General features: G+C 64.1%; 24 protein-coding genes and 3 pseudogenes. 11 read left to right on the forward strand and 16 right to left on the reverse strand.

Going from position 1 to position 25541, the window contains the following annotated elements:
• Positions 1–20 precede the first annotated feature (20 nt).
• Positions 21–983, reverse strand: coding sequence for a response regulator (locus OKW38_RS28110; protein WP_184064225.1), 963 nt, complete (start codon positions 981–983; stop codon positions 21–23).
• Between the two features lie 607 nt (positions 984–1590).
• Between OKW38_RS28110 and OKW38_RS28115 the strand changes: the two genes are divergently transcribed.
• The gene (locus OKW38_RS28115) at positions 1591–2373 is read left to right on the forward strand and encodes a hypothetical protein (RefSeq protein ID WP_429364189.1); all 783 of its coding nucleotides are present in this window, start codon (positions 1591–1593) and stop codon (positions 2371–2373) included.
• Between the two features lie 12 nt (positions 2374–2385).
• On the opposite strand, the gene OKW38_RS28120 is transcribed toward OKW38_RS28115, so the two are convergent.
• Positions 2386–3060 carry an HAD family hydrolase gene (locus OKW38_RS28120; RefSeq protein ID WP_018423463.1) on the reverse strand — a complete coding sequence of 225 codons (675 nt, stop codon included), beginning with the start codon at positions 3058–3060 and terminating at the stop codon, positions 2386–2388.
• 397 nt (positions 3061–3457) lie between these two features.
• Positions 3458–4339 (reverse strand): LysR family transcriptional regulator, encoded by an 882-nt coding sequence (locus OKW38_RS28125; protein WP_187611205.1) that lies wholly within the window; start codon positions 4337–4339, stop codon positions 3458–3460.
• 120 nt (positions 4340–4459) lie between these two features.
• Here OKW38_RS28125 and OKW38_RS28130 point away from each other — a divergent pair, with 120 nt between their 5' ends.
• Positions 4460–5212, forward strand: a complete 753-nt coding sequence (locus OKW38_RS28130) for a TerC family protein (RefSeq protein WP_429333536.1) — start codon at positions 4460–4462, stop codon at positions 5210–5212.
• 7 nt (positions 5213–5219) lie between these two features.
• Positions 5220–5428: pseudogene (locus OKW38_RS28135) on the forward strand (zf-TFIIB domain-containing protein).
• A gap of 47 nt (positions 5429–5475) precedes the next feature.
• Here OKW38_RS28135 and OKW38_RS28140 read toward each other — a convergent pair.
• Genes OKW38_RS28140 through OKW38_RS28155 form a run of 4 tightly spaced genes read right to left on the reverse strand, consistent with a single transcriptional unit; the run spans position 5476 to position 10021 of the window.
• Entirely contained in the window at positions 5476–6108 is a 633-nt protein-coding gene (locus OKW38_RS28140; protein ID WP_429364190.1) for a DUF2894 domain-containing protein, read from the reverse strand.
• Positions 6101–6754: an OmpA family protein gene (locus OKW38_RS28145; protein WP_090807091.1), complete on the reverse strand. Its 654-nt coding sequence runs from the start codon at positions 6752–6754 to the stop codon at positions 6101–6103. The genes OKW38_RS28140 and OKW38_RS28145 overlap by 8 nt, the downstream gene beginning before the upstream one ends.
• Positions 6751–9108: a DUF802 domain-containing protein gene (locus OKW38_RS28150; RefSeq protein ID WP_429364191.1), complete on the reverse strand. Its 2358-nt coding sequence runs from the start codon at positions 9106–9108 to the stop codon at positions 6751–6753. Before OKW38_RS28150 ends, OKW38_RS28145 begins: the two co-directional genes overlap by 4 nt.
• Positions 9109–9118: 10 nt before the next feature.
• A complete protein-coding gene (locus tag OKW38_RS28155; protein WP_429364192.1) occupies positions 9119–10021 on the reverse strand; it encodes a DUF3348 domain-containing protein in 903 nt (300 codons plus the stop codon).
• Between the two features lie 252 nt (positions 10022–10273).
• On the opposite strand from OKW38_RS28155, the gene OKW38_RS28160 reads away from it, so the two are divergent.
• Positions 10274–11512, forward strand: a complete 1239-nt coding sequence (locus tag OKW38_RS28160; protein WP_429364194.1) for an NAD(P)/FAD-dependent oxidoreductase — start codon at positions 10274–10276, stop codon at positions 11510–11512.
• A gap of 176 nt (positions 11513–11688) precedes the next feature.
• Here OKW38_RS28160 and mctP read toward each other — a convergent pair whose 3' ends face one another.
• Entirely contained in the window at positions 11689–13170 is a 1482-nt protein-coding gene (gene mctP, locus OKW38_RS28165; RefSeq protein WP_184064201.1) for a monocarboxylate uptake permease MctP, read from the reverse strand.
• Positions 13167–13364, reverse strand: a complete 198-nt coding sequence (locus tag OKW38_RS28170) for a DUF3311 domain-containing protein (protein ID WP_184046656.1) — start codon at positions 13362–13364, stop codon at positions 13167–13169. The genes mctP and OKW38_RS28170 overlap by 4 nt, the downstream gene beginning before the upstream one ends.
• Before the next feature lie 240 nt (positions 13365–13604).
• On the opposite strand from OKW38_RS28170, the gene OKW38_RS28175 reads away from it, so the two are divergent.
• The 4 genes from OKW38_RS28175 to OKW38_RS28190 all read left to right on the forward strand — a co-directional run bounded on the left by OKW38_RS28175 (position 13605) and on the right by OKW38_RS28190 (position 16594).
• Positions 13605–15014: a cache domain-containing protein gene (locus OKW38_RS28175; protein ID WP_429364196.1), complete on the forward strand. Its 1410-nt coding sequence runs from the start codon at positions 13605–13607 to the stop codon at positions 15012–15014.
• A 2-nt stretch (positions 15015–15016) separates the two neighbouring features.
• Complete coding sequence (locus OKW38_RS28180; protein ID WP_167368714.1) at positions 15017–15670, forward strand: response regulator; 654 nt, start codon at positions 15017–15019, stop codon at positions 15668–15670.
• Between the two features lie 50 nt (positions 15671–15720).
• Positions 15721–16263 (forward strand): hypothetical protein, encoded by a 543-nt coding sequence (locus OKW38_RS28185; protein WP_429364197.1) that lies wholly within the window; start codon positions 15721–15723, stop codon positions 16261–16263.
• 124 nt (positions 16264–16387) lie between these two features.
• Entirely contained in the window at positions 16388–16594 is a 207-nt protein-coding gene (locus tag OKW38_RS28190; protein ID WP_244144817.1) for a hypothetical protein, read from the forward strand.
• Positions 16595–16627: 33 nt separating this feature from the next.
• Here the strand turns inward: OKW38_RS28190 and cls are convergent, their stop codons facing one another.
• The 4 genes from cls to OKW38_RS28210 all read right to left on the reverse strand — a co-directional run bounded on the left by cls (position 16628) and on the right by OKW38_RS28210 (position 19966).
• The gene (gene cls / locus OKW38_RS28195) at positions 16628–17902 is read right to left on the reverse strand and encodes a cardiolipin synthase (RefSeq protein WP_429364199.1); all 1275 of its coding nucleotides are present in this window, start codon (positions 17900–17902) and stop codon (positions 16628–16630) included.
• A 151-nt stretch (positions 17903–18053) separates the two neighbouring features.
• Positions 18054–18560 (reverse strand): hypothetical protein, encoded by a 507-nt coding sequence (locus OKW38_RS28200; RefSeq protein ID WP_090807110.1) that lies wholly within the window; start codon positions 18558–18560, stop codon positions 18054–18056.
• A gap of 22 nt (positions 18561–18582) precedes the next feature.
• On the reverse strand, positions 18583–19416 hold the full coding sequence (locus OKW38_RS28205; RefSeq protein WP_429333525.1) for an H-NS family nucleoid-associated regulatory protein: 834 nt from the start codon (positions 19414–19416) through the stop codon (positions 18583–18585).
• A 211-nt stretch (positions 19417–19627) separates the two neighbouring features.
• Positions 19628–19966, reverse strand: a complete 339-nt coding sequence (locus tag OKW38_RS28210; protein WP_090807114.1) for a hypothetical protein — start codon at positions 19964–19966, stop codon at positions 19628–19630.
• 412 nt (positions 19967–20378) lie between these two features.
• Between OKW38_RS28210 and OKW38_RS28215 the strand changes: the two genes are divergently transcribed.
• A complete protein-coding gene (locus tag OKW38_RS28215) occupies positions 20379–20630 on the forward strand; it encodes a hypothetical protein (protein WP_429364201.1) in 252 nt (83 codons plus the stop codon).
• A 95-nt stretch (positions 20631–20725) separates the two neighbouring features.
• On the opposite strand, the gene OKW38_RS28220 is transcribed toward OKW38_RS28215, so the two are convergent.
• The 3 genes from OKW38_RS28220 to OKW38_RS28230 form a co-directional block, all read right to left on the reverse strand.
• Entirely contained in the window at positions 20726–21799 is a 1074-nt protein-coding gene (locus tag OKW38_RS28220) for a DUF6765 family protein (protein WP_184064180.1), read from the reverse strand.
• Between the two features lie 276 nt (positions 21800–22075).
• The gene (locus OKW38_RS28225; RefSeq protein ID WP_429364202.1) at positions 22076–22537 is read right to left on the reverse strand and encodes a DUF488 family protein; all 462 of its coding nucleotides are present in this window, start codon (positions 22535–22537) and stop codon (positions 22076–22078) included.
• 103 nt (positions 22538–22640) lie between these two features.
• The gene (locus OKW38_RS28230) at positions 22641–22991 is read right to left on the reverse strand and encodes an FKBP-type peptidyl-prolyl cis-trans isomerase (RefSeq protein ID WP_373685682.1); all 351 of its coding nucleotides are present in this window, start codon (positions 22989–22991) and stop codon (positions 22641–22643) included.
• A 371-nt stretch (positions 22992–23362) separates the two neighbouring features.
• On the opposite strand from OKW38_RS28230, the pseudogene OKW38_RS28235 reads away from it, so the two are divergent.
• Positions 23363–24698, forward strand: a pseudogene (locus OKW38_RS28235) (helicase-related protein); the annotation flags it as partial.
• Positions 24695–25357, forward strand: a pseudogene (gene pdeM / locus OKW38_RS28240) (ligase-associated DNA damage response endonuclease PdeM). The pseudogenes OKW38_RS28235 and pdeM, both read left to right, overlap by 4 nt.
• Positions 25358–25541: the final 184 nt, after the last annotated feature.

Below are 25541 nucleotides of genomic sequence, written 5' to 3' on the forward strand. Positions count from 1 at the left end.
GCCCGGCGCGTTATCGCGGCTCAGCAATTGTGGTCGCCGCGCCACTGCGCGAACGTGACGAGATCGAGGCCGACCTCGGCCGGCTCTATGCGGGTCCAGCCGAAAAACGCGTCGTCCCAGCCAGGAATGCTTTGGGGCGTCAGCGACCGGAACTTCATGCCGCCACGATACGCGAGGTCCGGCCAGAACAGCGGCATCACCTCGCGCGTGGCGAGCTGGCGCAGCAGGTCGGACGGGCCACCCTCGTCGGCGACGATCTCGCCCTGCGAGATCCAGTCGTTCTCGGCCCACGCGACGAACACGCTCGGGTTGCCCGCGGCGTCGAACATCAGGATCACGTTCTGCTCGGGCCGCCAGTAATACTCGACGATGCCCTGAGCGGCCACCACTTCGTCGATCATCTTGCGCGTGCGCGGATCGCAGTAGGTCATGCCGTTTTCGCCGAGCGCGAGCCAGCCCGACTCCGCGCAATGGCGGCTTTTGGCGTCCTTCAGGAAATGCGTGAGGCGATTGGCCGAATCCGCGTCGGTCTTGCGCAGGTACAGGTCGACGATGCCGGCGTTGAAGGCCTTCACCGCGACGGTTTCATCGGCGACGCCGGTAAGCAACACCTTCGCGCAACGCAGGTGCGAGATCGACGACAAAAACTCGACGCCGCCGATGCCCGGCATGTCGTAGTCGACGACGACCGCCGCCACTTCCTCGAAGCGCGACGGCTGCGCGACGATGTCGCGCTCCGCCGAGGTCTCGACGAAGCGCTCGACGCCCGGTTCGCTCAGACACGCCGACGCTGCCGCGAATTCGAGCGAATTCTCGCGTGCGTGCTGGCGGATGTAGTTGAGGGCCGCTTGCGGACGCGTGAAAAACAGGTTCGTGTAGGTGCCCGGGAAGAAACGGCGGAGCGCGTCGAGGTAGCTGTCGTTGTCGTCGACGAAAACTACTGTGGACGGGTAAAAAACGGGAGGTCGAATAAAGTTGTTCATATCTTCACGTGTTTCTCACGCCGCCGCGAAGGTCCCCGACCGACTGGTCGGTCGATCTGACGTTTCGCCAAGCGACTGCCCAAGGAATGCCGGGCGATGCCTCGCCCGCGGGTCCGCATGATCAATGGGTTCTTGTCGCTACTACCGGTGACCGCCTGCCGTCGCTGTTCGCGCCGCTATCGACGCTGTTCGCGCGTCTCGGGTGGCGCAGTCTGGCGCGGGCCTGCCGGCATGTGCGCTGCGAGCCAGTCGCTGCAAATCGCTTTCACACGCCGGATAATCGAACCGTGGCTGCCGGTCGTCTGCAATGGTTCGTATAGTACAGGCTCCGCGCATTGGCGGCACAACTTAAATCGCATTCCTGCAGGCGCCGGCCGCGCAATTGCGGGGACTAATTGGTCGAAAAAGAAAATCGCGGCATGCGGAAAAAATGTCCGCTTCTGTCGTGCCGGCGAATGGCTTTAGCGGCAAGCGCGCGCCGTTCGTGCCAGGGCCGTTCGGACATCAATCATCGTGACGCGCCGCAATATGCCGACAAGAAGCGTCGATGTCGAAATGGTCGTTTATCATCAGTCAATCGCAGTTGCTTAATGGTTGTTGCTTAGATATGACGAATACCGGCAAGATGATGATAGTCGGGCTGCTCGTGGTCGATGCGGGCGTCGCCGGTTATCTGCTGTACCCAAGGGACGATCAGGCGCCGGCCGTGACCGGCGCGGTGACCCGCAGCGTCACCGGCGCGGTGGAATCGGAACCGCAGACCGATGCGACGCGTGCCGCTGGCGCCAGCGTGAGGCCTGCGCAACCCGTGAGCCCGCCCGCGCCGCAATCGGCGCTGCCGCAGATGGAGTCGGCCACTCCGGCTCCGGGAGCCGCTCAGGCGCCTGCTGCGGCGCCCGCCCCCGCCCCGTCCCTGCCCGCCACAGCGGCCGCGCCCGTGCCGAGCGTCACGCCCCAATCGAGCCAGACCGCGAGCGGCCGCATCGATAACGCAGCGCCGCCCGCCGCCAATCCGGCCGCAGGCACGCACGCCCTCTCGAAGTCGCAGTCGTACGCACAGGAAAAAGCTCAACCGAGGCCGCAGTACGGGCCGCGCATCGACCAGACCCATGCCCGCCGGCGCGACGACACGCACCCGAATGGCGCCAACCCGGTCGCCGCGATGCTGACGGAGCAACTGGTCAAGGAATCGGCGAAACCCGACCCGTCGCTGCCGATGCCGTCCGGCGTCACCGTGCCGTTGCAGTCTGCCAATCCCCCGGGGGCTGGCGCGGGTAGCGGCCGCGGCACGAATCCGGTCGCGTCGGCGATGACCGATCGGCTCGTCCGCGAATCGTCGAAGGTGGGACCGACGCAGCCCGCCGCGGAGCCGCCCATCATCAAACCCTGAGCGACGCGAGGCTCACGGCCGCGATGCCACCTCGTCGAGGTGCGCGAGCAGATCGGCCGGATCGTCGTAGACGCGCAACGCCCCCGCGCGCTCCAGTTCCTCGGTGCCATAGCCACCCGACAGCAGGCCGACACCGAGCGAGCGGCAGCGGCGGGCCGCAAGCATGTCCCAGATGCTGTCGCCGACCACGACCGTGTGCTCGATCGACACGCCGAGCCGCTCGGCCGCGGCGAGGAACAGGTCGGGATCGGGCTTCGCGTATTTGACGTCGTCGCGCGTGACGACGACCGCCTTTGCCGGATCGACGCCGAGCGCCGCCAGATTCAGCGCGGCGGTTTCCATCCGCCCACTCGTCGCGACGGCCCACGGCGTGCCGGCCTGGGTCAGCGCGTCGAGCAGTTCGCGCGCGCCCGGCAGCGGACAGACCTGGGCGCGCATCCGCTGATAGGCGGCCGCATGCGCGTGCCGCAGCCGTTCGGCGCGTTCGACGCTGATCTCGCCGTGTGTCTCACGCAGCAACTGGTCCGTGAACAGCCCACCGCTCATGCCGATCTTGCGATGGATACGCCAGACGGACAGCGGGATACCTTCGCTGTCGAGCGCCTCTTTCCACGCCAGCACGTGCTGATAGACGCTGTCGACGAGCGTGCCGTCGAGGTCGAAAAGAAAGGATGTCTGGATGCGCATGCGGGCCTCCGGTGATGATGGGTTCAATCACTATGCCATGTGTCGATGAAACGGCCAGGGCGGCTCGTCGCCTTTGACGACGCTCACGGTCTCTACACGATGTGCGCAAATTCCCACAGATGGGCGCGTATTTGCCCCGATTTCGCTTTACCACGGTCTCACGTTCGAGACGATGTACTCGTTTAGCAAAGGCCGGCAACTTCGCGAACCACCGCTCGTACGGCTTCGGCCTTTCGTACGCGCAGGGGCCGCCGGCCGATTCGGTGTTGTCGCACGCGACTCTCAACACGCTGCCGCCGACGTCGACGAATACGCGAGTCGCGGTGACGGTGGGCATGCGTCACGCGTTCTGATCTCGCGCGGCGCAGGCGTGGCGCGCCGCGACAGTGCAATGCCCTCACGACTGCGCCGCCGCGATCACCTGCGACGCGAGCGCATGATGCTGGCCGCGTCGCGAGCGGATTGCGTGAATCTCCTCGATCACGCCGTCCGCGCGGCCGAGCCAGCGCAAGCCCCTCGATAACGTGAGATCTTCGGCGCCGAGCTCGGCGAGCGGAAACACGCCGAGCCCGCGCGCCGCGAACACCGCCATCAACGCGCTGTCCTCGAATTCGCCGACGACGCGCGGCCTGATTCCCTGAGACTCGAACCATCGGTCGAGCCGCGCGCGCAGCGCGCCGTGACGGGTCGGCAGCAGCACGGGCAGGTCAGCGAGACAGAGCGGAAAGCCGTCGCGCGCCGACTTGCGCACGACCTGCGCGGGCCCGTACCAGTCGACCGGCGAGCCCGCGACGCGCTGGCTCAGCACGCGCAGATCCGCGCCGTGCGGCGCCGGCTGACAGGCGAGCACCAGATCGAGCCGATGCAGCGCAAGCTCCGACAACAGCTGCGCGGGCTCCCCCTCGTGACACAGCAGCCTGAGCGACGGCGTGGCCAGCACCGGCGCGAGCAACGCATGCGCGGCGAGCTTGGAAATCCCATCCGACAGCCCAACCGCGAGCCGCACCGAGTCCGCGCCGCTCGCTTCGCGCATCTCGTCGAGCAATGCCTCGCCCAGCTGGAAAATCTGCTCCGCGCGATCGAACGCCTGCTCGCCGGCCTCGGTCATCGCGACGCCGCGCCCGGCCGGCTTCAACAGCTGGCGCCCAAGCGCTTTCTCGAGCTCGCGCACCTGCGCGCTGATCGTCTGCACGGCCATGTCGAGCCGCCCGGCCGCGCGCGCAAAGCCGCCCTCCTTCACGACGATCCAGAAGTAGTACAGGTGACGATAGTTGAGCATGCTGATCCGATACTTCGAAAAATCCGAAACGTCGTTCAGGTTATCACTGGTTCATTCGAACCGCGAATAGGCCCATGATGGCTGTTCCGCCGCTCGCGGCGCACTCGATTCCGCCACCTCATGGACTCCCTGTTCGCACTCGTTGCCGATCCCGCCGCGTGGGCCGCGCTCGTCACGCTGATCGTGATGGAGATCGTGCTCGGCATCGATAACCTGATCTTCATTTCGATCCTCAGCAACCGCTTGCCGGAAGCGCAACGCCCGCGCGCGCAGCGCATCGGGCTGCTGCTCGCGCTGGTGATGCGGCTGCTTCTGCTCAGCACCATCGCATGGATCACGAAGCTGACCGCGGTCGCGTTCACGCTGTTCGATCATGGCTTTTCGTGGCGCGATCTGATCCTCGTCGGCGGCGGCCTGTTCCTCGTGTGGAAGGCGACCACCGAAATCCGTCAGCACATGATCCCCGCTGACGAACTCGCCGCGAAAACCAGCTCGACCGTGCAGTTGACCGTGGCGGCCGCGATCGGCCAGATCATCCTGCTCGACCTCGTGTTTTCCGTCGACAGCATCATCACCGCGGTCGGCATGACCGAGCACCTGCCGATCATGTTCGTCGCGGTGATCGTGTCGATCATGGTGATGCTGTTCGCGGCGCAGCCGCTCGCGCGCTTCATCGATCGCAATCCGACCATCGTGATGCTGGCGCTGAGCTTCCTGCTCGTGATCGGCATGACACTGATCGCCGATGGTTTCGGCTCGCACGTCCCGAAGGCGTATATCTATGCGGCGATGGCGTTTTCCGCGTTCGTCGAGGCGATGAACATGCTCGCGCGGCGCGCGAAAACGAAACGTCTGGCAAGCAGCGAGGAGTGATGCCGTGATGAAATGCCCAGTCTGCAAAACGACCGGTCTGCTGATGACCGAGCGCCGCTCGATCGAAACGATTACTGTCCGGACTGCCGAGACGTATGGCTCGATCGCGGCGAGCGTGCCCTGGAAAGCGAGCGGCAGCGTTACGAGGAGCGTCGCGACGAACATCGCGGCTATCAAAAGAAGCGCTCGATTTTCGATGTGTTCGACTTCGACTGAACGCTTCGGCGGCTTGGCGCACGCAAATTCCAACCGCCGTTAGCGCATCAGCGCGCCTTCTTGCGAGCGCCCTTGCCGGTCGTCGCGGCGCGCGGCGCTTCCTTCTCGAGCGGTGCGCCGCCGTTCATCTGCTCGAGCCACGACAGCGTATCGACATACGACAGAAATTGCTTCAGATATTCCGGCGACAGCTCGCGCATCAACGACAGCGCGCGATGTACGAGGCTGCTCGAATTGAGCGGCCCCGCGTTGCCTGGTACCTGCGCGAGCGACTGGCGCAACTGCTTTTCGGTGCGCAGTTTGGACCAGACTTCGCGGAAGTAGTCGACTGCGGGCAGATCGGGATAGGCGGCACCGTGCGGAGCATCGGCGCGCGCGTGGTGGCGGGCGAGGCGTTCGATCAGCGCCGCGAGCGTGGCGTCGTTGGCCGCGTCGGCTTCACCGGACGTGGCTTGCGACGCGCTCTCGTCCGCAGCGGCACGCTCGACCTCGGCCGTATAGTCGGCCAGCAGTCCTGCCAATCGTTGCTCGAGCACTCGTCGCGGCTCGCCGCTGTGCTGTGCCGCGCGCCGCGTAAGCGCGTCGAGCAGATGAAAGCGCACCGGATCGAGCCGAGCCGCGCCGCTCGCGCGCCATGCATCGAGCCTCGCGCGAGCCGCGTGGATCGCGTCGTCAAGCACCGGACTTCTCCGCTGCCGCCGCACTCGACGGCCGCGGCACCGGCGCGATTTCGACGCGGCGGTTTTTCGCGCGGCCGGGTTCGTCGGCATTCGAACTGACCGGCTGCTCCGAGCCGAACGCCGCCGCAAACACCGACGACGCCGACACGCCCTCGTCGATCAGCGTGCGCGTGACCGTCAACGCGCGCTGCGCCGACAGCTCCCAGTTATCGGCGAAGCGTCGATTGCCTTCGCGCAGGCGTTGATCGTCGGTGAAGCCGCTGACCATCAGAATCTGATCGCTCGCGCGCAGATACGCGGACAGCGGCCCGGCGAGACTCTTCAGCAGCGCGCGACCCTCAGGCTGCAGCTGGGCGGAGTTCAGCGCGAACAGCACGTTGCCGCTAATGCCGATGCGCCCATTGACGAGCGTCACGCGCCCCGCCGCGAGCGGTCCCGCGAGTGCCTGTTCGAGCGTCTTGCGGCGCTGCGTTTCAGCCTGGCGCTGCTTGACCTCCTGCTCGAGCTTGCTCGACAGTTCGAGCTGCACGCCGATCACGCTGACCAGAATCAGCACGAACGCGCCGACCAGCACCGACATCAGATCGCCGAACGCGGCCCAGATCGGCGCGGAGGTTTCCACGCCGCCGTCGATGTCCTCGCTCATACCGCGTCGGCTCCAGCGGTCGCGCGCTGCGCGGCCAGCAACTGCAGGTCTTCGACGATCTGCTTCTGCGACATCACGCTGAGGTCGACCACGTCACGCGCCTGCGCGACGTAGTAGGCGAGCTGTTCGTCGCTGCGCGCGAGCGATTTGTCGAGCGCTGCTTCGATACGTTCGAGATGTGTGACGAGCTTGTCGTTCGCTTCGCCGAAGGTGTGCACGGCCGCGCCGAATGCTTCGCCGAGGCTCGCGACTTCGACCGCGCTGCCGGTGACCTGCGCGGCGACCGTGCCGAGCTTGCCGGTCTCTTGCTCGAGGTGTTCGGTGAAGCGATTGCCGACGCGTTCGAGCAGACCCGCCGACGTCGAGACCAAGGCATCGACGGCCGTGCGTTGCTCGGTCGACGCGTGGGTGACTGCGTCGAGCAGCGTCTCCAGCGTGGCGAGCAGACGACTGCGCTCTTCGAGCATCGCGGTGTCGCGGACCATGCTGTCGGAGAGCTTCTGGCGCAGCTCCGCGACGACTTCGGCAGCGGCCTTCGGCGCTTCCGACGCCGCTTGCACGAGGCGCTCGATTTCGGCGATCGTCGCGCTGGCATGCGTTTGCGTCTGCGCGGAGATATCGCGTGCGGTTTGCGCGAGTGCGTCGCAGATTTGCTGCTGACGGGTCGCGGTTTGCGAACCCGTTTGCTGCCATTGTTCGTCGAGCTTTGCGGTCATCGCGGCGAGCGCTTCGGTCCATGCCGCGAAGCGCTGTTCGTCGCGCGCGGCGAGTTCGGCTTGCAGGTTTGTCGCCGCCTTCGGTGCTTCAGCCGCGGCTTGAACCAGTCGATCGATTTCCGCGATCGTCGCGCTGGCATGCGTTTGCGTCTGCATGGAGATATCGCGTGCCGTTTGCGCAAGCGCGTCGCAGATCTGCTGCTGATGGCTGGCGGCTTGCGCACCCCTCTGCTGCCATTGTTCGCTGAGCTTCGCACCCATCGCGTCGAGCGCCTCGGCCCACGCGCCCAAACGCTGCTCGTCGCGCGCGCTCAGTTCGGTCTGCAAGTTCGCATGCGAGCTACCGACCGCGCTCAGCAACGCCGCGGCATGCTGCTCGAACGTCGCGGCGGCGCGCGCCAACGCCTGTTCGTTGTTGGCGGCGAGTTGGTCGCCCGCGCTTTGCTGCTGAGCCAACGCGTCGCCCCAGGCCTGCGACATGCCGCTCGCCGTCGCTTCGAGCCGCGCGGACACGCCGTCGAGCAGCGCGAGCGAGCGCTGTTCGAACGCTTCGGCAACGCGTTCGACCGAAGCGCGCTGTTGCGCGGCCAACTCGTCGCTCGCCTGCCGATGTCCGGCGAGCGCGCTGTGGCAAATCTCGGCGACGTTCGCGCTGGTCGCCGCGAAGCCGCTCGACATGCCGTCGAGCTGGCGCTGCACGGCCTGGGTCACCGCGTCGTGCAACGCGGCGGTTTCGCGCGAGAGGCCGGCCATCGTCGCTTCGACGACCGGCTGCAGGGCGTTGCCGGCGGCCTGCGCGCTGCCGGTCACGCTGTCCTTCAGCGACTGCTCGATCACACCGGCGAGCCGCAGATAGGCGGCTTCGGTGCGGCCGTAAAACGCGTCGAGGCTCGCGATCTGCCGCTCGTTCGACGCGGCGCTCTGCTGTTCGAGCGCGCTCATCATCGTCTGCAGACGTTCGACCAGCAGCGGCGTCGCTTCGGCCTGGCGTTGCAGCAGCCGGAAGCTTTCTTCGCGCTGATGGCTCTGCGAGTAGACGCGCAAAGTCGTCGCGATCTTCGCGTCGAGCTGTTGCGCCGCTTCGAGCCGCTCGCGGCGGGACAGCGCGGACAGCAGCCCGAGCATCGCGGACGTCGCGACACCCGCGATCGACGTGCCGAACGCGAAGCCCAGCCCCTTGACCGGCGCGGCCAGCGATGCGCGGATCGCCTGCAGGTCGCTCGCGCTCTCCAGCGCAAGGCCGGTGCCGCGCAGCGTCATCACCATGCCGAGCAGCGTGCCGAGCATGCCGAGCAGCACTAGCAGACCGACCAGATACGGCGTCAGCGCGGGTCCCGGCAACGCGACGCGCTCGCCTTCGACGCGCAGCCGCACGCTATTGCGCAGACTCGGATGGACAGGTTCGAGAAACGCGCCGAGGCTCGGCGGTGGTCCGGACAACGCGGCGAGCGCGCCTGTCAGCGTGGCGGTCGCCTGACCATAGCGGCGCAATTCGAGCGCGCCTAGCACGTAGAAGACGCCGATCAGCAGCGTGACGACGAACGCGAGCGGATTGGAAACGGCATAACCGACGGCGATCCAGCACGCCGCGGAGAGCCCCGCGAGAAATACAACGAGATCGATACGATATCTGGACATGGGGTCCCAGTTAGCAGGCGCGAAGAGCCGCGAGCAGCCCTTCGACCGGTTGAAAACGAACCTCCAGCTCGGCCAGCAAAACGCTCTGCATGTCCTTGCGGAAGACGTCGAGCCACGCCTCGGACGCGAGCGGCACGGCAGCGTTGCCGCCATCGGTCGACCTGGCGAGCCGCGTGGCTGCGGTGCTTGCTTTGACTTGAGCCAAGGCTGCTTCCGGCTGCATGGCTGCAGCGCCGGCTTCGACTTCGGCCGACTGCTGCCGCGTGGGATCGGCATCGGCGGCAACTTCGGCCGCTGCTTCCGCCTCCGCCAACCTCCGCTTCTCACCCTCGCGCAAGTGCTCGTAGTGCCCGCCGAGCAACCCGGGCACCGCGCCGAGCAAAGTCCGCTCGCGCTCGCCGAGCGCACGCTCCATCACCGCATCGACGACCGCGAGCCGCGCGAGCGACGGCGCCTGCGTCGCCAGCAGCGCGCGCAGCCGGCCACGCAACGTGCCGATCGCCGTTTCCATCGACTGCTGAAGCGCGAGATAGCGCTGTCGGAACACCGCGTAGTCGGCCTGGGTGTCGACCGCCACGCGCGGCGCCGACATCCGGGCGGACGACGGCGACGGGCCACGCTGCCGTGAGCCGGCGAGCACGCTATCGCTGGCGATTGCGCTCACCAGCGAGCGGCGCACGCGCGTGCACTCTTCCTCTTCCGCACGGCCGAACGCGCGCGCGCCACCAGCGACGGACGGCGGCTTGCCATCCAGCGCCGACGACAACGCGATCGCGTCGGTCCAGCCGAGCCACTGGCTCAGCCGATCCGCCAGCGATTGTCGCGATTCGGCGACGTCGGCCTCGGCGAGACGGGCCAGTAAGCGAACGAGCGCAGGCCCAGTGAGGGCGCTGCGCTGAGGGGCTTGCAACATACCACCGGACGCAAAAAAGTCAGCAGTTTACACGCAGACGCCAGCGAGTCGTAAGTCGCCCGCTCGATCGTGCGTCGAAAGACACGGTTTTGCCCGATCGAACCTGGCATTCGGGCGTTTTCCCGAGCGCGGCTTTTTTGCCAATAGCGAAGCGGACCTATCCCTGTATAAGATGAAAGCTGGCGCCTCGCTGCGCACGAACACGGCGGAGCGTCGACAACACACAGAACACACGCAAGGCGGACAGGGAGCATGAAATTCGATACCGTGGTGCTCGGCGCCGGCATTGTCGGGGTGTGCGTCGCCGTGCATCTGCAGAAACGCGGCCGCGCGGTTGCGCTGATCGACCGTAAGCAGGCGGGCAACGAGACCTCGTTCGGCAACGCCGGGCTGATCCAGCGCGAAGGCGTCTATCCGTACGCGTTTCCGCGCGGGCTCGGCACCCTGCTGCGCTACGCGCGCAACCAGTCGCCCGACGTGCGCTATCACGCCGACGCGATGGTGCAGGTTGCGCCGTTCCTGTGGCGCTACTGGCGCAACTCGCATCCGGCGAAGCACTCGGAAATCGCGAAATCGTACGCGACGCTGATCGAGCATTGTGTCAGCGAACATCGCGCGCTTGCCGCGGACGCCGGTGCCAGCGCGCTGCTGCGGCCGATCGGCTGGATCAAGGTGTTTCGCCATGCCGCCGCGCGCGACGCCGAAACCACCCTCGCCGAACAGTGGCATCGCGAGTACGGCGTCGAGTTCGAAACGCTCGACGCGCCGCGCCTGCAACAGCTCGAACCCGATCTCGACAAGCGTCTGCAAGGCGGGCTGCGCTATCCGCAATCCGATTCGGTCAGCGATCCGAACGCGCTCGTCACCGCATACGCGCGGTACTTCGAAGCGCTCGGGGGACGGTTCTTCATCGGCGATGCCGACACGCTGCGTGAAGGCTGGCACTGGCAGGTCGAGACGCGGGACGGGGCGATCACGGCCGAGTCGGCGGTGATCGCGCTCGGACCGTGGTCGGATCGCGCGAGCACGCGGCTCGGGTATCGGCTGCCGCTCGCGGTCAAGCGCGGCTATCACATGCACTACGCGCCGCGTCGGAGCGCGCGGCTCAACCATCCGATTCTCGACGTCGAACACGGCTATGTGCTCGCGCCGATGGCGCGCGGCATCCGTTTGACCACGGGCGCCGAAATCGCGCGCCCCGAGGCGGCCAAGACGCCGGTGCAACTCGACGCGGTCGAGCCGATCGCGCGCACGCTGTTTCCGCTCGGCGAACGTCTGGATGCCGAACCGTGGATGGGACGCCGCCCGTGCACGCCGGACATGATGCCGATCATCGGGCCCGCGACGAAACATCAGGGACTGTGGTTCGCGTTCGGCCATGCGCATCATGGTCTGACGCTCGGACCGGTGACGGGGCGGCTGATCGCCGAGATGATGACCGGCGAGCAGACGCTGGTCGATCCGCGGCCGTTTCGAGTCGAGCGGTTTTAGCCGGAGGGTCTGAGGCCCGCTCGAAATCTCCGCCTTCATCGCACAATTATCGTCATCTCACGCTAAAGCCAACCTCACGGCACGTCTGCGACCAAGCCACCAGCCGTCGAAGCAACAAAAAAACGCCGCGGGCCAACAGCCCCGCGGCGTTCTTCATCGAGCCGGACAACCGTCGACTAGGCCGTCACGGCAGCCCGTCGCGGCGACACTGCCGACACCGCGAAGCTCACGACGATATTCGCGACGAGCGCGATCAGGCCGATATACAGCGGATAGTTCTCGTGGCCGAAATGCAGGCCATACACCGGCTTGAGCCCTTGCGAAATCGCGAGGCCCGTGCCGAGCACGATACCGACGAGCCAGCCGACGAACAGACCCGGCGTGTTCAGACGGCGCGTGTACAGCGTGAACACGATGGCCGGGAAAATTTGCAGAATCCACACGCCGCCGAGCAGTTGCAGATCGATCGCATACTGCGTCGGCAGGAACACGATGAACAGCAGCGCCCCGAACTTGACGACCAGCGAAACGATCTTCGCATTGGCTGCCTCCGCCTCGGGCGAGATGTTCGGCGACACCAGCGGACGCCACAGATTACGCGTGAACAGATTCGCCGCGCCGATCGACATGATCGCGGCCGGCACCAGCGCGCTGATCGCAATCGCGGCAGCCGCGAAACCGACGAACCACGACGGGAACAGCGTGCCGAACAGGGTCGGCACCACGTCGCTTGCCGACTTCACGTTCACGCCAGCGGCGATCGCCATATAGCCGAGCAGCGCGATCAGGCCGAGCAGCACCGTGTAGGCCGGCAGGAAGATCGCGTTCTTGCGCACCGTCTTTGCCGACGCCGACGACAGCACCGCTGTCATCGTATGCGGATACATGAACGCGGCGAGCGCCGAGCCGAGCGCGAGCGATGCGAACGCCGTGTACTGATTCGGCTTCAGCAGGATACCGGTCGCGCCGCCCTTCGCCTGGAAGTGCGCATCGGCCAGTGCGAACACGTGCCCATAGCCGCCGAGCTTCACCGGAATCAGCCATACCGCCGCGATCACGACGATATAGATCATGATGTCCTTGACGAACGCGATCATTGCCGGCGCGCGCAGGCCGCTTGCATACGTATAGAGCGCGAGGATCACGAACGCGACGATCAACGGCAATTCGCCGCTGACGCCGAGCCCCTTGATCACGACCTGCATGCCCACCAGCTGCAGCGCGATATACGGCATCGTCGCGACGATGCCGGTCAGCGCGATGGCCGCCGGGAACCACTTGCCGCCGTACTCGCCGTGCACGTAGTCGGCCGCGGTGATGTGGTTCTTCGCGTGCGCAACCTTCCACAGCTTCGGCATCACTGCGAACACGAACGGATAAACGATGATCGTGTACGGCAGCGCGAAGAAGCCATACGCGCCCACCGAATAAACGAGCGCGGGCACCGCGATCACCGTATAGGCGGTATAGAAATCGCCGCCGACGAGGAACCACGAAATGACCGTGCCGAACTGCCGTCCGCCGAGACCCCACTCGTGCAGTTGCGTCAGATCGCCGCGTTTCCAGCGCGCGGCAAAAAAGCCGATCACCGTGACGAGCACGAAGAACGCGATGAAGACCGTCATCGCAACCGGGTTCACAGGATTCAGATCGCTCATTTGAGACCTCGATACACGATGTAAATCAGCAGCGAGGTCAACGGCACCCACAGAAACTGATACCAGTAGAAGAACGGAAAGCCCGCGAGCGGCGGATGCGCATCGTTATAGAACGGCAGCCACAGCAGCGCGATATAAGGGATCAGCAAAATGAGCCAGAGCCATGAACGGCCGGCCGAGGGGGAGGTCTCCACGAACGTCTCCTGAGTATTATCGACAGCGCGCGCGATGGCTCGTGGCCCGACGCGCAAATGCCCGGTTGCCTGAGGTCAGGCGGAAAACCGGGGAACGTCGCACACTCGAGCGCCAGGCCTCGCGCGGCGCGGTATGCGACGGGCATGTAGTATTCGCCTTCGCGCACTTGCTTTCAAGCGCGCAACTACGTAAGCCGTCTACGTAATATTACGTAGCCCGTTGACTGGCTTCTTTCAACGATGAAACTCAAAGCAAAGATAGTGCTGCTCGCGATCGTGCCCTTTCTGGTGGCGATCGCCAGCATCGAGACGGGCGTGCGCCGCGAAGCGACCGCACTCGCCGAGCGGCAGCACGCGACCACCCAGGCCGCGTACATGGCGAGTAAGGAGATCGAGCTCAAGCACTACGTCGAACTCGCGACGACTGCGATCGCGCCGCTCTACGAGGCCGGCGGCGACAACGCACGCGACGACGCGCTGCTGCGCACGCGTGCGCTCGCGGTGCTCGAAAAGATGAATTTCGGCGAGGACGGCTACTTCTTCGTGTACGACCTGCACGGCCGCACGCTGATGCATCCGCGCGAGCCGGATCTGGTGGGTCGGGATCTGTGGTCGTTGCGCGATAGCCAGGGCACGCCGACGATCCAGCAGCTACTCGCCGCAGCCGCGCGCGGCGGCGGCTATGTGCGCTATCTGTGGCATCGGCCGTCGACCGGCAAGGAGGAGTCGAAACTCGGCTACGTGGTGCCGCTCGAACGCTGGGGCTGGATGCTCGGCACCGGCATCTATCTCGACGACATCGACACGACGCTCGCGCACATCGACGAGGAGGCCGCGGCCAATATCGATCGCACGATGAAGTGGATCGACGCGATCGCGGTGGCTGGTCTCGCGGTCATTGCGCTGTGCGCACTCGTGCTGAACGTGACCGAATATCGCAGTGCCGACGCGAAGCTGAAGCGGCTCGCGCAGCAGGTCGTCGAGTCGCAGGAAAACGAGCGAGCGCGCCTGTCGCGCGAATTGCACGACGGCATCAGCCAGATGATGGTGTCCGTGAAGCTGCTGCTCGAATCGGCGCTCGCGCGGCTCGAACGCGGCGACGCGCGCGTGCCCGCCGCCGAGGCCGCCCTGTCCACCGGACTCACGCGGCTCGGCGATACGCTGCGCGAAGTTCGGCGCATTTCTCATGCGCTGCGTCCGTCGATGCTCGACGATCTCGGCGTCGCGGCCGCCCTCGAACAACTGACGCGCGAACTCGGCGACGAGTCCGGCATCGCGATCGGCTTCACGCAGATCGCGCATACGCATGCCGCCACGTTGCCCGACACGGTCAACACCGTGCTGTTTCGCATCGCCCAGGAAGCGCTGACGAACATCGTGCGACATGCGCAGGCGTCGAGCGCGGCGCTTGCGCTCGAGGTTTCGCGCGATGCGGTCACGCTGACGATCTCCGACAACGGCCGCGGTTTCGACGTGACCGAAGCATTCGTCGGCGGACGTGAAGGTGTCGGCCTGCGCAACATGCGCGAACGGCTCGAAGCGCTCGGCGGCACGCTGTCGCTGAACTCGCAGCCGGGGCACACCGTCGTCGCCGCGCGCGTGCCGCTGCCCACGACGCATGCAACGGTGCCGTTTCTGCAGGAACTCTGATCATGAACGACACGACCTCTCCTTCCATCGCGCGTCTGCTGCTCGTCGACGATCATCCGCTCGTGCGCGACGGTCTGCGCGCACGGCTCGAAGCAGTGCGCCACTTCGAAGTGGTCGGCGAAGCGGGCGACGCGCAGCAAGCGCTCGCGCTGGCCGAACGACAGGCGCCGCATCTGGCGCTGATGGATGTCGGCATGAAAAGCGGCATGAACGGCATTGCGTTGGCGGGCCTCTTTCACGAGCGCTTTCCGGCGATTCGTGTGCTGATGCTGTCGATGCACGACAACCTCGAATACGTGACGCAGGCGGTGCGCGCGGGCGCGAGCGGCTACGTTCTGAAGGATTCGCCGGCGCTCGAAATCGTTCAGGCGATCGGCGCGGTACTCGACGGCAAGACGTTCTTTAGCGCGGAGATCGGTGCTCGACTGATCCAGGCGTCGGCGACGCAATCGCCGGTCGAACGCTTGACGCCGCGCGAGCGCGACATTCTCGATGCGCTTGCCGAGGGACTGTCGAGCAAGCAGATCGCGCAGCGCAACGATCTGTCGGTGCGAACCGTGGAGACGCATCGGCTGAATCTGAAGCGCAAGCTCGATATCGAAGGGCAGGCCGAGTTGATCAAGTTCGCGGTCGAGAACCGGCGCAACAAGCGTTGAGGTTCGCGGGCGCGCGATAATGAGCGGTCCACACCTGGAGCGACCACGGCATGAAGCGCGTGTTCGAACTGAGTCTTGCCGGTCTGATGATTTGCGTGGCCACGGCTCGCGTTGATGGCGAACCGGCGCGCGTCAATCGCGGCCACGATCCATTCCTGCAGATATCCAAAGCGATCGCCGATTGCCCAACTCCGCTTGGCCCATTCGAAACCGAAAAGGAATGGCTCGACGATAGCCATTACAGAATCGAACGCGGCAATAGCTGCTGGATCGAAGGCCGTTGCCGTTTGCCGAACGCGTATCTGTACGACGCGGAAATCGCCGAGAGCGTGCAACGGCGTCTCGCGAATCTGAACCTCGCGACGCACTGGCGCGAGCAATCGACGCTATGGCTCACGCTGCAACGCCGCTTTATCTACGTCGAAGGCTGCGTCGCGCCGGGCTTCGACAAGAAGACTTTCCTCACCGAACTCGCCAAAACGGCGGACGTCGAGCGCGTGATCGACAACACGATCACCGATCCTCACGCCGCGCAGTTGCCTTACCGCACCCAGGCGGACCCGGACAAGCCCATGCTCGATCCGGGCAATTAGCGCGGTAGTCTCGGCTACTCCGACATCCACGCGTTCGGCGGCGAAATCAACACGCCCAATCTCGATGCGCGGGTGCAATATCCTCGCGCTGCCGCGAGCGGTGCATCGACTATATCGACACCAGTTGGCGCTGATCGAACGCAGCATCGCGCAAGCGCTCACACGACGCCGGCTCGACGACCGTCCGGTCACGCAACAACTGCGCGGCTTTGCCAATGCGTATCAACACGCAAAGGCGCGCCTCGTCGACGTGGCTGCCGTTGAACGCCGCAACGGCAAGCGAGCAGTGCGCCCCGACGTCGAGGCGTATCTGAGCAGCGCCGTTCACTGATCCGTCGGCGCTTCGACTCGTTCGCACCGGCATTCAAAGCTGCGTGTCCAGTAGCCGCACGAATTTTTCGACGAGCTTCTCGGTGAACGAACGCCGCGTCCATGCTTCGAGCGTGACGCGCTTCGACTTCGCGATGTCGTCGTCGAACGCGGCGGTCTGCTGCGTGGCGAAATCGCGGTCGTAGATGTTCAGGTTCGCTTCGTCGTTCAGCTTGAACGAGCGGCTATCGAAGTTCGTCGAGCCGACCGACACCATGTACTCGTCGACTACCAGCAACTTGCAATGGAACATGGTCGGCTGGTACTCGTAGATCTCGATGCCCGCTTTCAGTAGATCGCCCCAACACGCACGCGACGCTTCGCGCACCGTGTGCGTGTCGATGCGTTTGCCCGGCGTGACGATCTCTACTTTCACGCCGCGTTTCGCGGCTTCGACGATCGCGTTGATGGTGAGCTTGTCGGGCACGAAGTACGCGCTCGCAAGCTGCAAACTGCGCGTGGCGGCGGTGATGGCCATCAGATACATCAACTGCATGTCGTCACTGCCGCCCGACGGCGAACTGCTGAACATATGCGCGAGACCCTGGCCCGCTCCTTTCGGCTCGGCATCGATGTGCGGAAAATACTCGGGACCGTGCAATACGCTGCTGGTCGCCTTGATCCAGTTGTCCATGAACACGGCCTGCATATGGCCGACCACTGGACCCGTCACGCGAAAATGCGTATCGCGCCAATGCTTTTCGTCCTGCGCATTGCCAGTCCACTCCGGCGCTATGCCGACCCCGCCCGTAAAACCGATCCGGCCGTCGATCACCAATAGTTTGCGGTGCGTACGGTCGTTCATGCGACCGAGTCCGGTCCAATGCGGCTTGTGATACCTCACCACTTCGGCGCCGGCCTCCCGCAGCAGTTGCAGATAGTGCCGATCCATTTTCGACGAACCGACCCAGTCGAGCAGTACGTGCACGGCGACACCTTCGCGCGCCTTATCGGCAAGCGCACGCGCAATCTGTCCGCCGATCTCGCCAGACCAGTAAATGAACGTTTCAAATGTGATGGTTTCGCGCGCCGACCGAATGCCCTCGAGCATCGACGGAAAGATCTGGTCGCCGTTGAGCAGCATCTCGAAGCGATTACCCGGCACCACGGGTGGACCGAGCAATAAACCCATCGAACGAAGGAATTGCGGATCTTCGCTCTTATAAAGCCGCTCGATTCTGTGTTCTATTTTCTTCTCGCCGCTCCACAGATTGGCGATCAGGAGAACGATCACGAGCGTGACGAACGCGGTAATAGAAATGGTCAGCATGCGTGGCCTCGATGGCAGGCGGCGGGTCACGGCATACGAGTCCCGCATCCGACGGGGGAATGCCGCACTCGTGCCTGGCTTTCACTATCAGCACGTCATGCACGGCGCGTGCCCGGATCAGGACCGCGCCTTGCTTTCTGGTTCCAACGCTTTATCTGACCAATGCAAACGCCTCGCGGCTTGCGATTTCGCCCGCGCCGAATACGCCGATGACCGTATAGTCCGACGCCACGCATTCGAACGTCGATGCCTGAAACGTAATGACGAAATGCCGCCGCGCCGGTGCCTCGGGAGCAATGGCGACGGAGTCTGTCGCCACGGCGGCAATCTCGGCGCACAACGACGAATTGACGACTTCATGCACCGCGCAGCCGACGAGACCTTGGGCCGCGAGCGGATGAATGGCGCGATCGTCATCGCCCGGCGGCCCGAGACGGTGAAAGATGGCGTCGGCGAACAGCACCGCGCAAAAAGGATCGTCGTCGGGATCGAATGGCCCGAACCGTTCAAAGTCCGACTCCGCGATCGGATAAGTGAGGATCACGCGGCGATCGCTGGCGACGATGAATGGTTCGGCCGCATCGGCTGCCGGATGAGGAGCGGAGTCCAGCAGGAAGACCTGATCTTCCTGCCGGGGTGCATCGAACGTGCTAACCATCTACTTCACGACTCCACGGCTATTACGCGCTTGCTTGCGTCTCTGGCGTTTGGGGAGCCGCCGCGACGGGTGCGGCCGTACTCTTTGCAGCAGCCTTGCGCGCCGGTGCTTTTCTTGCCGCCTTCACAACGCTTTTGCGGCCGGCGGTCTTCTTCACCGCGGCTTTCCGGCTTGCGGGAGTGGCCTTTTTGGCTGCGGTCTTTTTCACGGCCGTCTTGCGCGTTGCTTTTTTCGCCGCGGTCTTCTTGCCTACCGCACTCGCGGTCGCTTTCGCCTGGCTGCTCTTTGCCGCCGTTTTCGCCGCTTTCGGAGCGGCAGCCATGCTCGCGTCATCGATCAGGAATTTGCTGCGGTCCTTGACGGCCGCGAGCCATGCCGGCGCCGGACCGCGGCCGCTCCAGGTCGCGCCGGTTTTCGGATTCAGGTACTTCGGCGGCTGGGCGCCTTTCGGCTGTCCTTTGCCGCCCTTCGCGGCGGGAGCAGCCGCGGGCTTGCTTGCGCTCGCAGCGTCGATCAGGAACGCCGTGCGGTCCTTCACGCCGGCGATCCAGCCAGGCGCGCGGCCGTGCCCCGTCCAGGTCGCGCCGGTCTTGTGGTCGCGATACTTCGCCGGGGTTGCCGACCTGGCGGCTTTGCTCGCACCCGCAGGTCTTCCGCGACCCGCCGGATTGCCATTCAGACCTCGCGCGGCACGTCGTGCCTTCGCCTGTGCTTCGAGATCGGCAGTCGTGAGACCGTGCTTGAGCATCAATTCGCGAATCTGGTCGACCGCGGCTTGTGCTTTTCTGGCAATGAGAACGTCAGCTTGCTCCTGGAGCTTCTTAAGCTTGGCTTGGATTTGCTCTAACGAAGGCATTTGATTGCTCCTTATGTGGTAATCGTCGAACTATGCCATGAATGACGGAAGAAAGGCAGTGTATTGACCTATCCCGAGCTTCAATACATCGATACGAGCACCGATGCGGCGTTCAAATAACGAAGCTTTCAGGTTTTTTACCGGGTCATCGAAGCTTTCTTCCTTTTCCTTCCCTCCTGATTCTTCTTTTTCATTTCGGTTCCACCACCACTCAGATAGGTGTAAAAACGACGACCTGGCGATCGGCAATGTACCTCACACTCCGTATGAAGCGGTAGTGTTGACCGTCCGCCGTTATCCGGTTCAGGCCCAGGCGGGTCAGTACCAGCATTTCATCTGCCTGGAAAGCGTCGACGACGCCGGAATCCGTTAAATCCTCCAATGCCCCGGATGGATTTCCGACATAAACGCTGCGCGCCTGCTTGCCGATCCGCATCACGACCACGCTTTTTCCCTCGTCGAGCGCCAATTCGAGAAAGCTCGCGAGCGTGCGCAACGACTCCGGCGTGCAAGTCCTGGTCTGATAGATCGCTGCATTCGATGGCGTCATTTGTGTTTCCCCGTCATCCGCATCGGCGACAGAAAGGGGCGCCGCCGTGCTTTCTGGCATTAGTCGCTTCTACTATAGCCAGGCCTTTGGATATTCAAAGGAGAGTAGTCCACTTTTTATTTGAAAACGGTCTTTTTTCGTGGCCCGCTATAGCGAACGGATTCAAGCATGCGCGAAACGCCACTGACGACGCGTGCAAAGACACCGCCCCGGCTCCGGTAACGTGCCGTTACGATCTTGCAGCACCTGTTGCTCCTGTACCGGCCAAGTCCATTTACACTTCATATCCGTGCCCAGCGGCGGACGTATGGCCAATAGAGAGTCCTTTGTCAGCCGCCATGCTCGCGGCGGCTATTGAAATGGACGCGGGGCCACCCTAATTCCGATCCACTCAAACACGATGGTACTTACAATGAAAGCTGGTTTTATTCGGATCGCCCTCGGGGCAATGGCAGTCTCGTTGGCAATGGCCGGCACCGCGAACGCGGCCGGTTGCCTGAAAGGAGCGGTAGTGGGCGGCGTCGCCGGGCACTACGCGGGACATCATGCGGTGGTCGGCGCGGTCGGCGGCTGTATCGTCGGACGGCATATGGCCAAAAAGCACGCCGAAGAACAGCAGGCGGCGGCTCAGGCTGCGCCGCATCAGCAAGCCCGAATGCAGTGACTGGAGAATACGGGCGCCGCCGCAAACGTTCGCACGAGAGACGCGGCAATGATCTTCGAATCTCCGTTCGCGGCGACGCGCCCTGCTCCGATCACTTAGGCAATGCGTAATCCGCGCGCGGGCAAGATCTCCTGAGTGGTCACGAAACGGTGCTGTTTGACCGCGTCGTGAAAGAGCCGGTAGTCGCTCTTTTCGAAGGCGGTCGTCCACTCCGGTCTGTCCCCGGTGTCGTCATCGCACAACAAACCGGTGGCCTGGTACTTCCACGATCCTTGTCCTTTGGCGATATAGCCGGGCACGGGTTCTTTCAAACCTGGAATACGGCCTGCATTCACCCATTCGCAAACGGTTCTCAGACGCAGGTTGTCGTCGGGTTCGCGGTTCGTATCGAGCAGCCGGGTCAGCGCGTCTTTAACGTCGTCCGGCATGCCTGGCTGGTTTTCGAAATCTTCGCGTCCGGCCAGATAAGCTCGCACGACACGACAACTCATGTCCGCCGCCTGCACGAAATCCGGCAAATTATGTCGTGAGATGAAGTGATTGCGGCCGTCTATGTAATGCCAGCGCGCCCATGGCTGGTCGGGATAATGCAACGCGGCGCCATGGCCGACCGGCAACGCGATCGTCAGAACGTCCTCCTCGACATGCTCGATCAGATGCGCGACCGCTAGTTCGAGGCTCGCGAGCCAGCCTTTGCGCGTGCAATCCTGTGCCTCGAGAAGATGCACGCGATTCCACGGGCTTTCGATGCCCGCGAATCCCTGGTGCGCCCACGTATCGACATAGGTATGAAGCGTCACGCCGAGCCGGTGCAACGCGGTCTCCGAATCGCGCTGCCGGATCGCGCGCCGCACGACTTCGCGCGCAACTTCACTGTCGGGCCGGCAAACCGCCTTTTCCTCGAGACTTTCACCCTCGCCAGCCGGCAGAAAATGGAACGGCGTCCACACGAGCCGGTTCTGGTCGTTCTCGGTATTGGCGTAATCGAATAACTTGTGCGCGGTCGCGAATCGCTCGAATGTCTCGCCGCCTTTGAACCGCAGTATTCCGCTCGTCGTTGCGTCGTCGACATATTGGCAGGCATGCGCGATGGTTTGCGCATCGCCGGCCGTCATGCCGCCGACGCGCGCGGCAATGTAGACCACGCCGTAATGAAAGTCGATGTTCATGGCAAGCGCTCCTGGCGCGCGTAATCACGGCCGGTTCGTGGCCGGCGATAGGGCGAGACGAATAGAGGGAGCTGCGCGTGAGTAGATAGTAAACGAGCGAGCGGCGCACGCATTGAAAAAACATGCGTACTGGACGCGCTTTTCCACGTTTCGCGCCCCGCAACCATTCGGGCTACTGAAGGAACCGCGGGCGCGGCCGGCGAGATGTAACCTGCCGGCACGGAAAGCCGCCGGCCAATGAGGCGGAAAAACGTAACCTGGCCCGATCGGCGCCCGTCAGGTCAAATGTGTAACGGAAAGACGACTATTCCAGTGCTGGTTCAGATATTCGAGCGCAAACATCCGATGGCAATGATGTGGTAAATGTTCACTGCAAAGCAGGCAAGCCGATTCGAATAGCGCGATATCCAGATTACTTTCCACGCGGCGGCGCGCGATGAGGTCGAAATATTCCTCCCGAAAGTTCTCCCAGCTCAATTGCTTGCCCTGGTAGCGTTTGAGCAGGTCCGGCTCGGGAGCCAGTTCCGGTATTTCCACGTACGCCGCATTGCACAACTGGTCGAGAAAGTAAGGCAGATCCTGCTTTTTCGCAAAGCCCGCGAGTTGCGACGTGTTGTTGAGGCGAACGTCGAGCACCGTGCGCACATGGGCGTCCTTCAGCAAACCGAAAAATTTCTGGGCGCTCTTGCCGGTAAAACCAATGCTGGCCACCTGCACGCTACTTTTGTCACGTTTCATGGTGAATCCCCTGGCAGGCCATTCGGCGCCCATAAAAAAGCCTCGCTGCGATTGGCGCAGCGAGGCTCGGGTGTCAGTGCATCTTTAGCGCCGCTCGCGTGCTTTATTTGACGATGTCGACCAGTTCGACTTCGAAGGTCAGATCGGTATTCGGCGGAATCGGGCCGACGCCGCGATCGCCGTATGCGGTCGCCGCCGGGCACGTGAGTCGCGCCTTGCCGCCGACTTTCATCTTCTGCACGCCTTGCGTCCAGCACGGAATCACGCGATTGAGCGGGAACGTGGCCGGCCCGCCATGCTTGGCCGAGCTATCGAATTCGGTGCCGTTGGGCAGCGTGCCGCGATAGTTGACCTTTACCACGTCGGTCGCGGACGGTTGCGGGCCCGTGCCTTGCGTCAGATGTTCGACGATGACGCCGGACGGCAGCTTCTCCGTGGTCGGCGCGGCAGCCATCGCGGTCGAGGACAGAACGGCTGCGGCCAGCAAAGCAACGAGTGATTTCAAAGCGAATCTCCAGTGGGGTAGTCCGTTTGATTGTAACGGATCGGGTGTCGGCCGAGGCTCCCACATATTGCCCGATGCCGCGGGTCGTTGCGCGCCCATCAGGAACCTCGCTGAACCGTCGCGCGACCCCGCGGCCCACATGAACGTCCGGCGCGAGTCGCCGGCAAGCGAATCCGCCACACCCGTTGAGAACGCTTTCGATGACCGAGCCGGCCCATTCCGACGACCCCGCTTGCGATCCCTGCGCAGCGCCAGCCCCCTCCGACGAGCGTGTTCGCGCGCCAAGGCCGCGCCGGATTCCGCGCAGCCGCGCGCAATAGGCGCGGGTCGATGCGCGCCCCGAGTGGGCCGGAGTGATCGCGCTGCATCACGGCTCGCTCGATCAGCAGGTACGCGAGTGGGTCGAACGTGGGTTGAAGAACGGCTTGCTAAAGGTTGTCGTGTGTACGTCTAGTCTCGACCTCGGCGTCGATTTTCTGCCGGTGGAACAGGTGTTCCAGATCGGCTCGCCAAAAGGCGTCGCGCGCTTGATGCGGCGCGCGGGCCGCTCGGGACATGCGCCCGGTTTGCCGTCTCGCGTGACGATCGTGCCGACGCATGCGCTCGAATTGATCGAAGCGGCGGCCGCGCGTGAAGCCGTCGACAAGCAGCAGATCGAAAGCCGCGATACGCCGCAATGCCGTTCGACGTGCTGGTGCAGCACCCTGTCACCGTTGCGATCGGCGGTGGCTTCGACGCGCTCGAGCTGTACGATGAACTTCTGCATACCTATGCATATCGTGATCTGACGCAGCAGGAGTTCGACTGGACGCTGGGTTTCGTCGAAGGCGGCGGCGCGCCGCTGCAATGGGCCGGCAGCCGCATGCCGCTATCGTCCGAGCTCGCCGACGCCACATTGACGATGCTCGCGCGCGCCGCCGACGGCATCTACGACGAACCGGAATTGCGCGCGGTGCGGCCGCTGCTCGAATTGCAGCAGAAGTGGTCGGCGTTGCCCGAGCCGGACGTACTCGTCGTCGAGCTGCTCAAATCGCGCGAGGTCACCACTTCTTCTGCTATCCGTTCGCGAGACGCATTGCGCATATCGGACTTGGCGCTCTGCTCGCGTGGCGAGTCGCGCGCGACAAGCCCGGCACGTTTTCGATTTCGATCAACGACTACGGTTTCGAATTGCTGTGCGCGCAGGCTTTCGATTGGGCCGCGCAATTACAGGATGGCCTGCTTTCACCTGACGAACTCGATCACGACATTCTTGCGAGCCTCAATTCGTCCGAACTCTCCTTGCGACGTTTTCGCGAGATTGCACGAGTGTCGGGACTCGTGTTTCAGGCGCATCCGGGACAGCAGAAGAGCGCGCGGCAATGGCAGGCATCGAGCGGGCTTTTCTACGAGATCTTTCGTCAGCACGATCGCGGCAATCTGCTGCTGGGCCAGGCCGACACCGAAGTACTGCTGCAGGAACTCGACGTGCGGCGCATTCGTATTGCGCTCGAACGAATGAACGCGAACCGCGTCGTGCTCACGCGGCCCAAGAAGCCGACCCCGTTCGCGTTTCCGTTGATCGTCGGACGCCTGCGCGAAAAAGTCAGCACCGAGAAGCTCGCCGATCGCGTCGAGCGAGTGCTGGCCGAGCCCGAACGGGCGGCGCAACGATGAAGCCGACCTCGCTCGCGATCGACGTCGGCGGACGACCTCTCGTGCTGTCGAGCTTGCGCGCGTGTTTCGATCCGGCGCTGCGCGCGCTTTTTATCGCCGATGCGCATTTCGGTAAGGATGCGGTGTTTCGCGCGCGCGGCATTCCAGTGCCGACTGGTTCGACCGCGGAGAATCTGCTGCGGATCGAACGTCTGATCACCGAGTTCGAGCCGACGACGCTGGTGTTTCTCGGCGATCTGCTGCATGCGCGCGAGTCGCTGTCGACGCTCACGCTCGATGCGTTGCATGCGTGGCGCGCGCGGCATGCGGCGAGGCGCGTGGTGCTCGTCGAGGGCAATCACGATCGGCATGCCGGTGCGTTGCCGCTTACGTTGGATGTCGAGTCCGTGCGCGAGCCGTGGCATATCGGGGCCTAGGCGCTGTGCCATCGCCCGCATACGGTCGATCACGCGTATGTGCTCGCGGGGCATGTGCATCCGGTCCTTCGGATCGCGACGCGGACCGATTCAGCGCGTGTACCGTGCTTTCGCTTTGGGATCGATCGGGGGGTGCTGCCGGCGTTCGGTAGTTTTACCGGAGGCGCGCGTGAGACGGGGCGCGTTCTGGGGGAGAGGGTTTTTCTGGTGGTACAGCAGAGAGTGATCGAGTTGAGGAGTTGAGTGGACGGCGGGGCCGTCCACTTTGTTGCCTGGTTGGTTTTTTGTTTGCGGATTGGTTTGCCGGTTCGCTGGCTGGGTTTTTTGCTGGCTTTTTCGCTACAAACTCCCCGCGGCGCGCGAGCGCGGTCGGTGTGGAGGCCGGGCGGCGCCGGCCTCCACCCTCGGGAGCCCCGCAAGGTTCGCG

Origin of the sequence: Paraburkholderia sp. MM5496-R1, assembly GCF_050436205.1 — a bacterium.
GTDB classification, from domain to species: Bacteria; Pseudomonadota; Gammaproteobacteria; order Burkholderiales; family Burkholderiaceae; genus Paraburkholderia; species Paraburkholderia tuberum.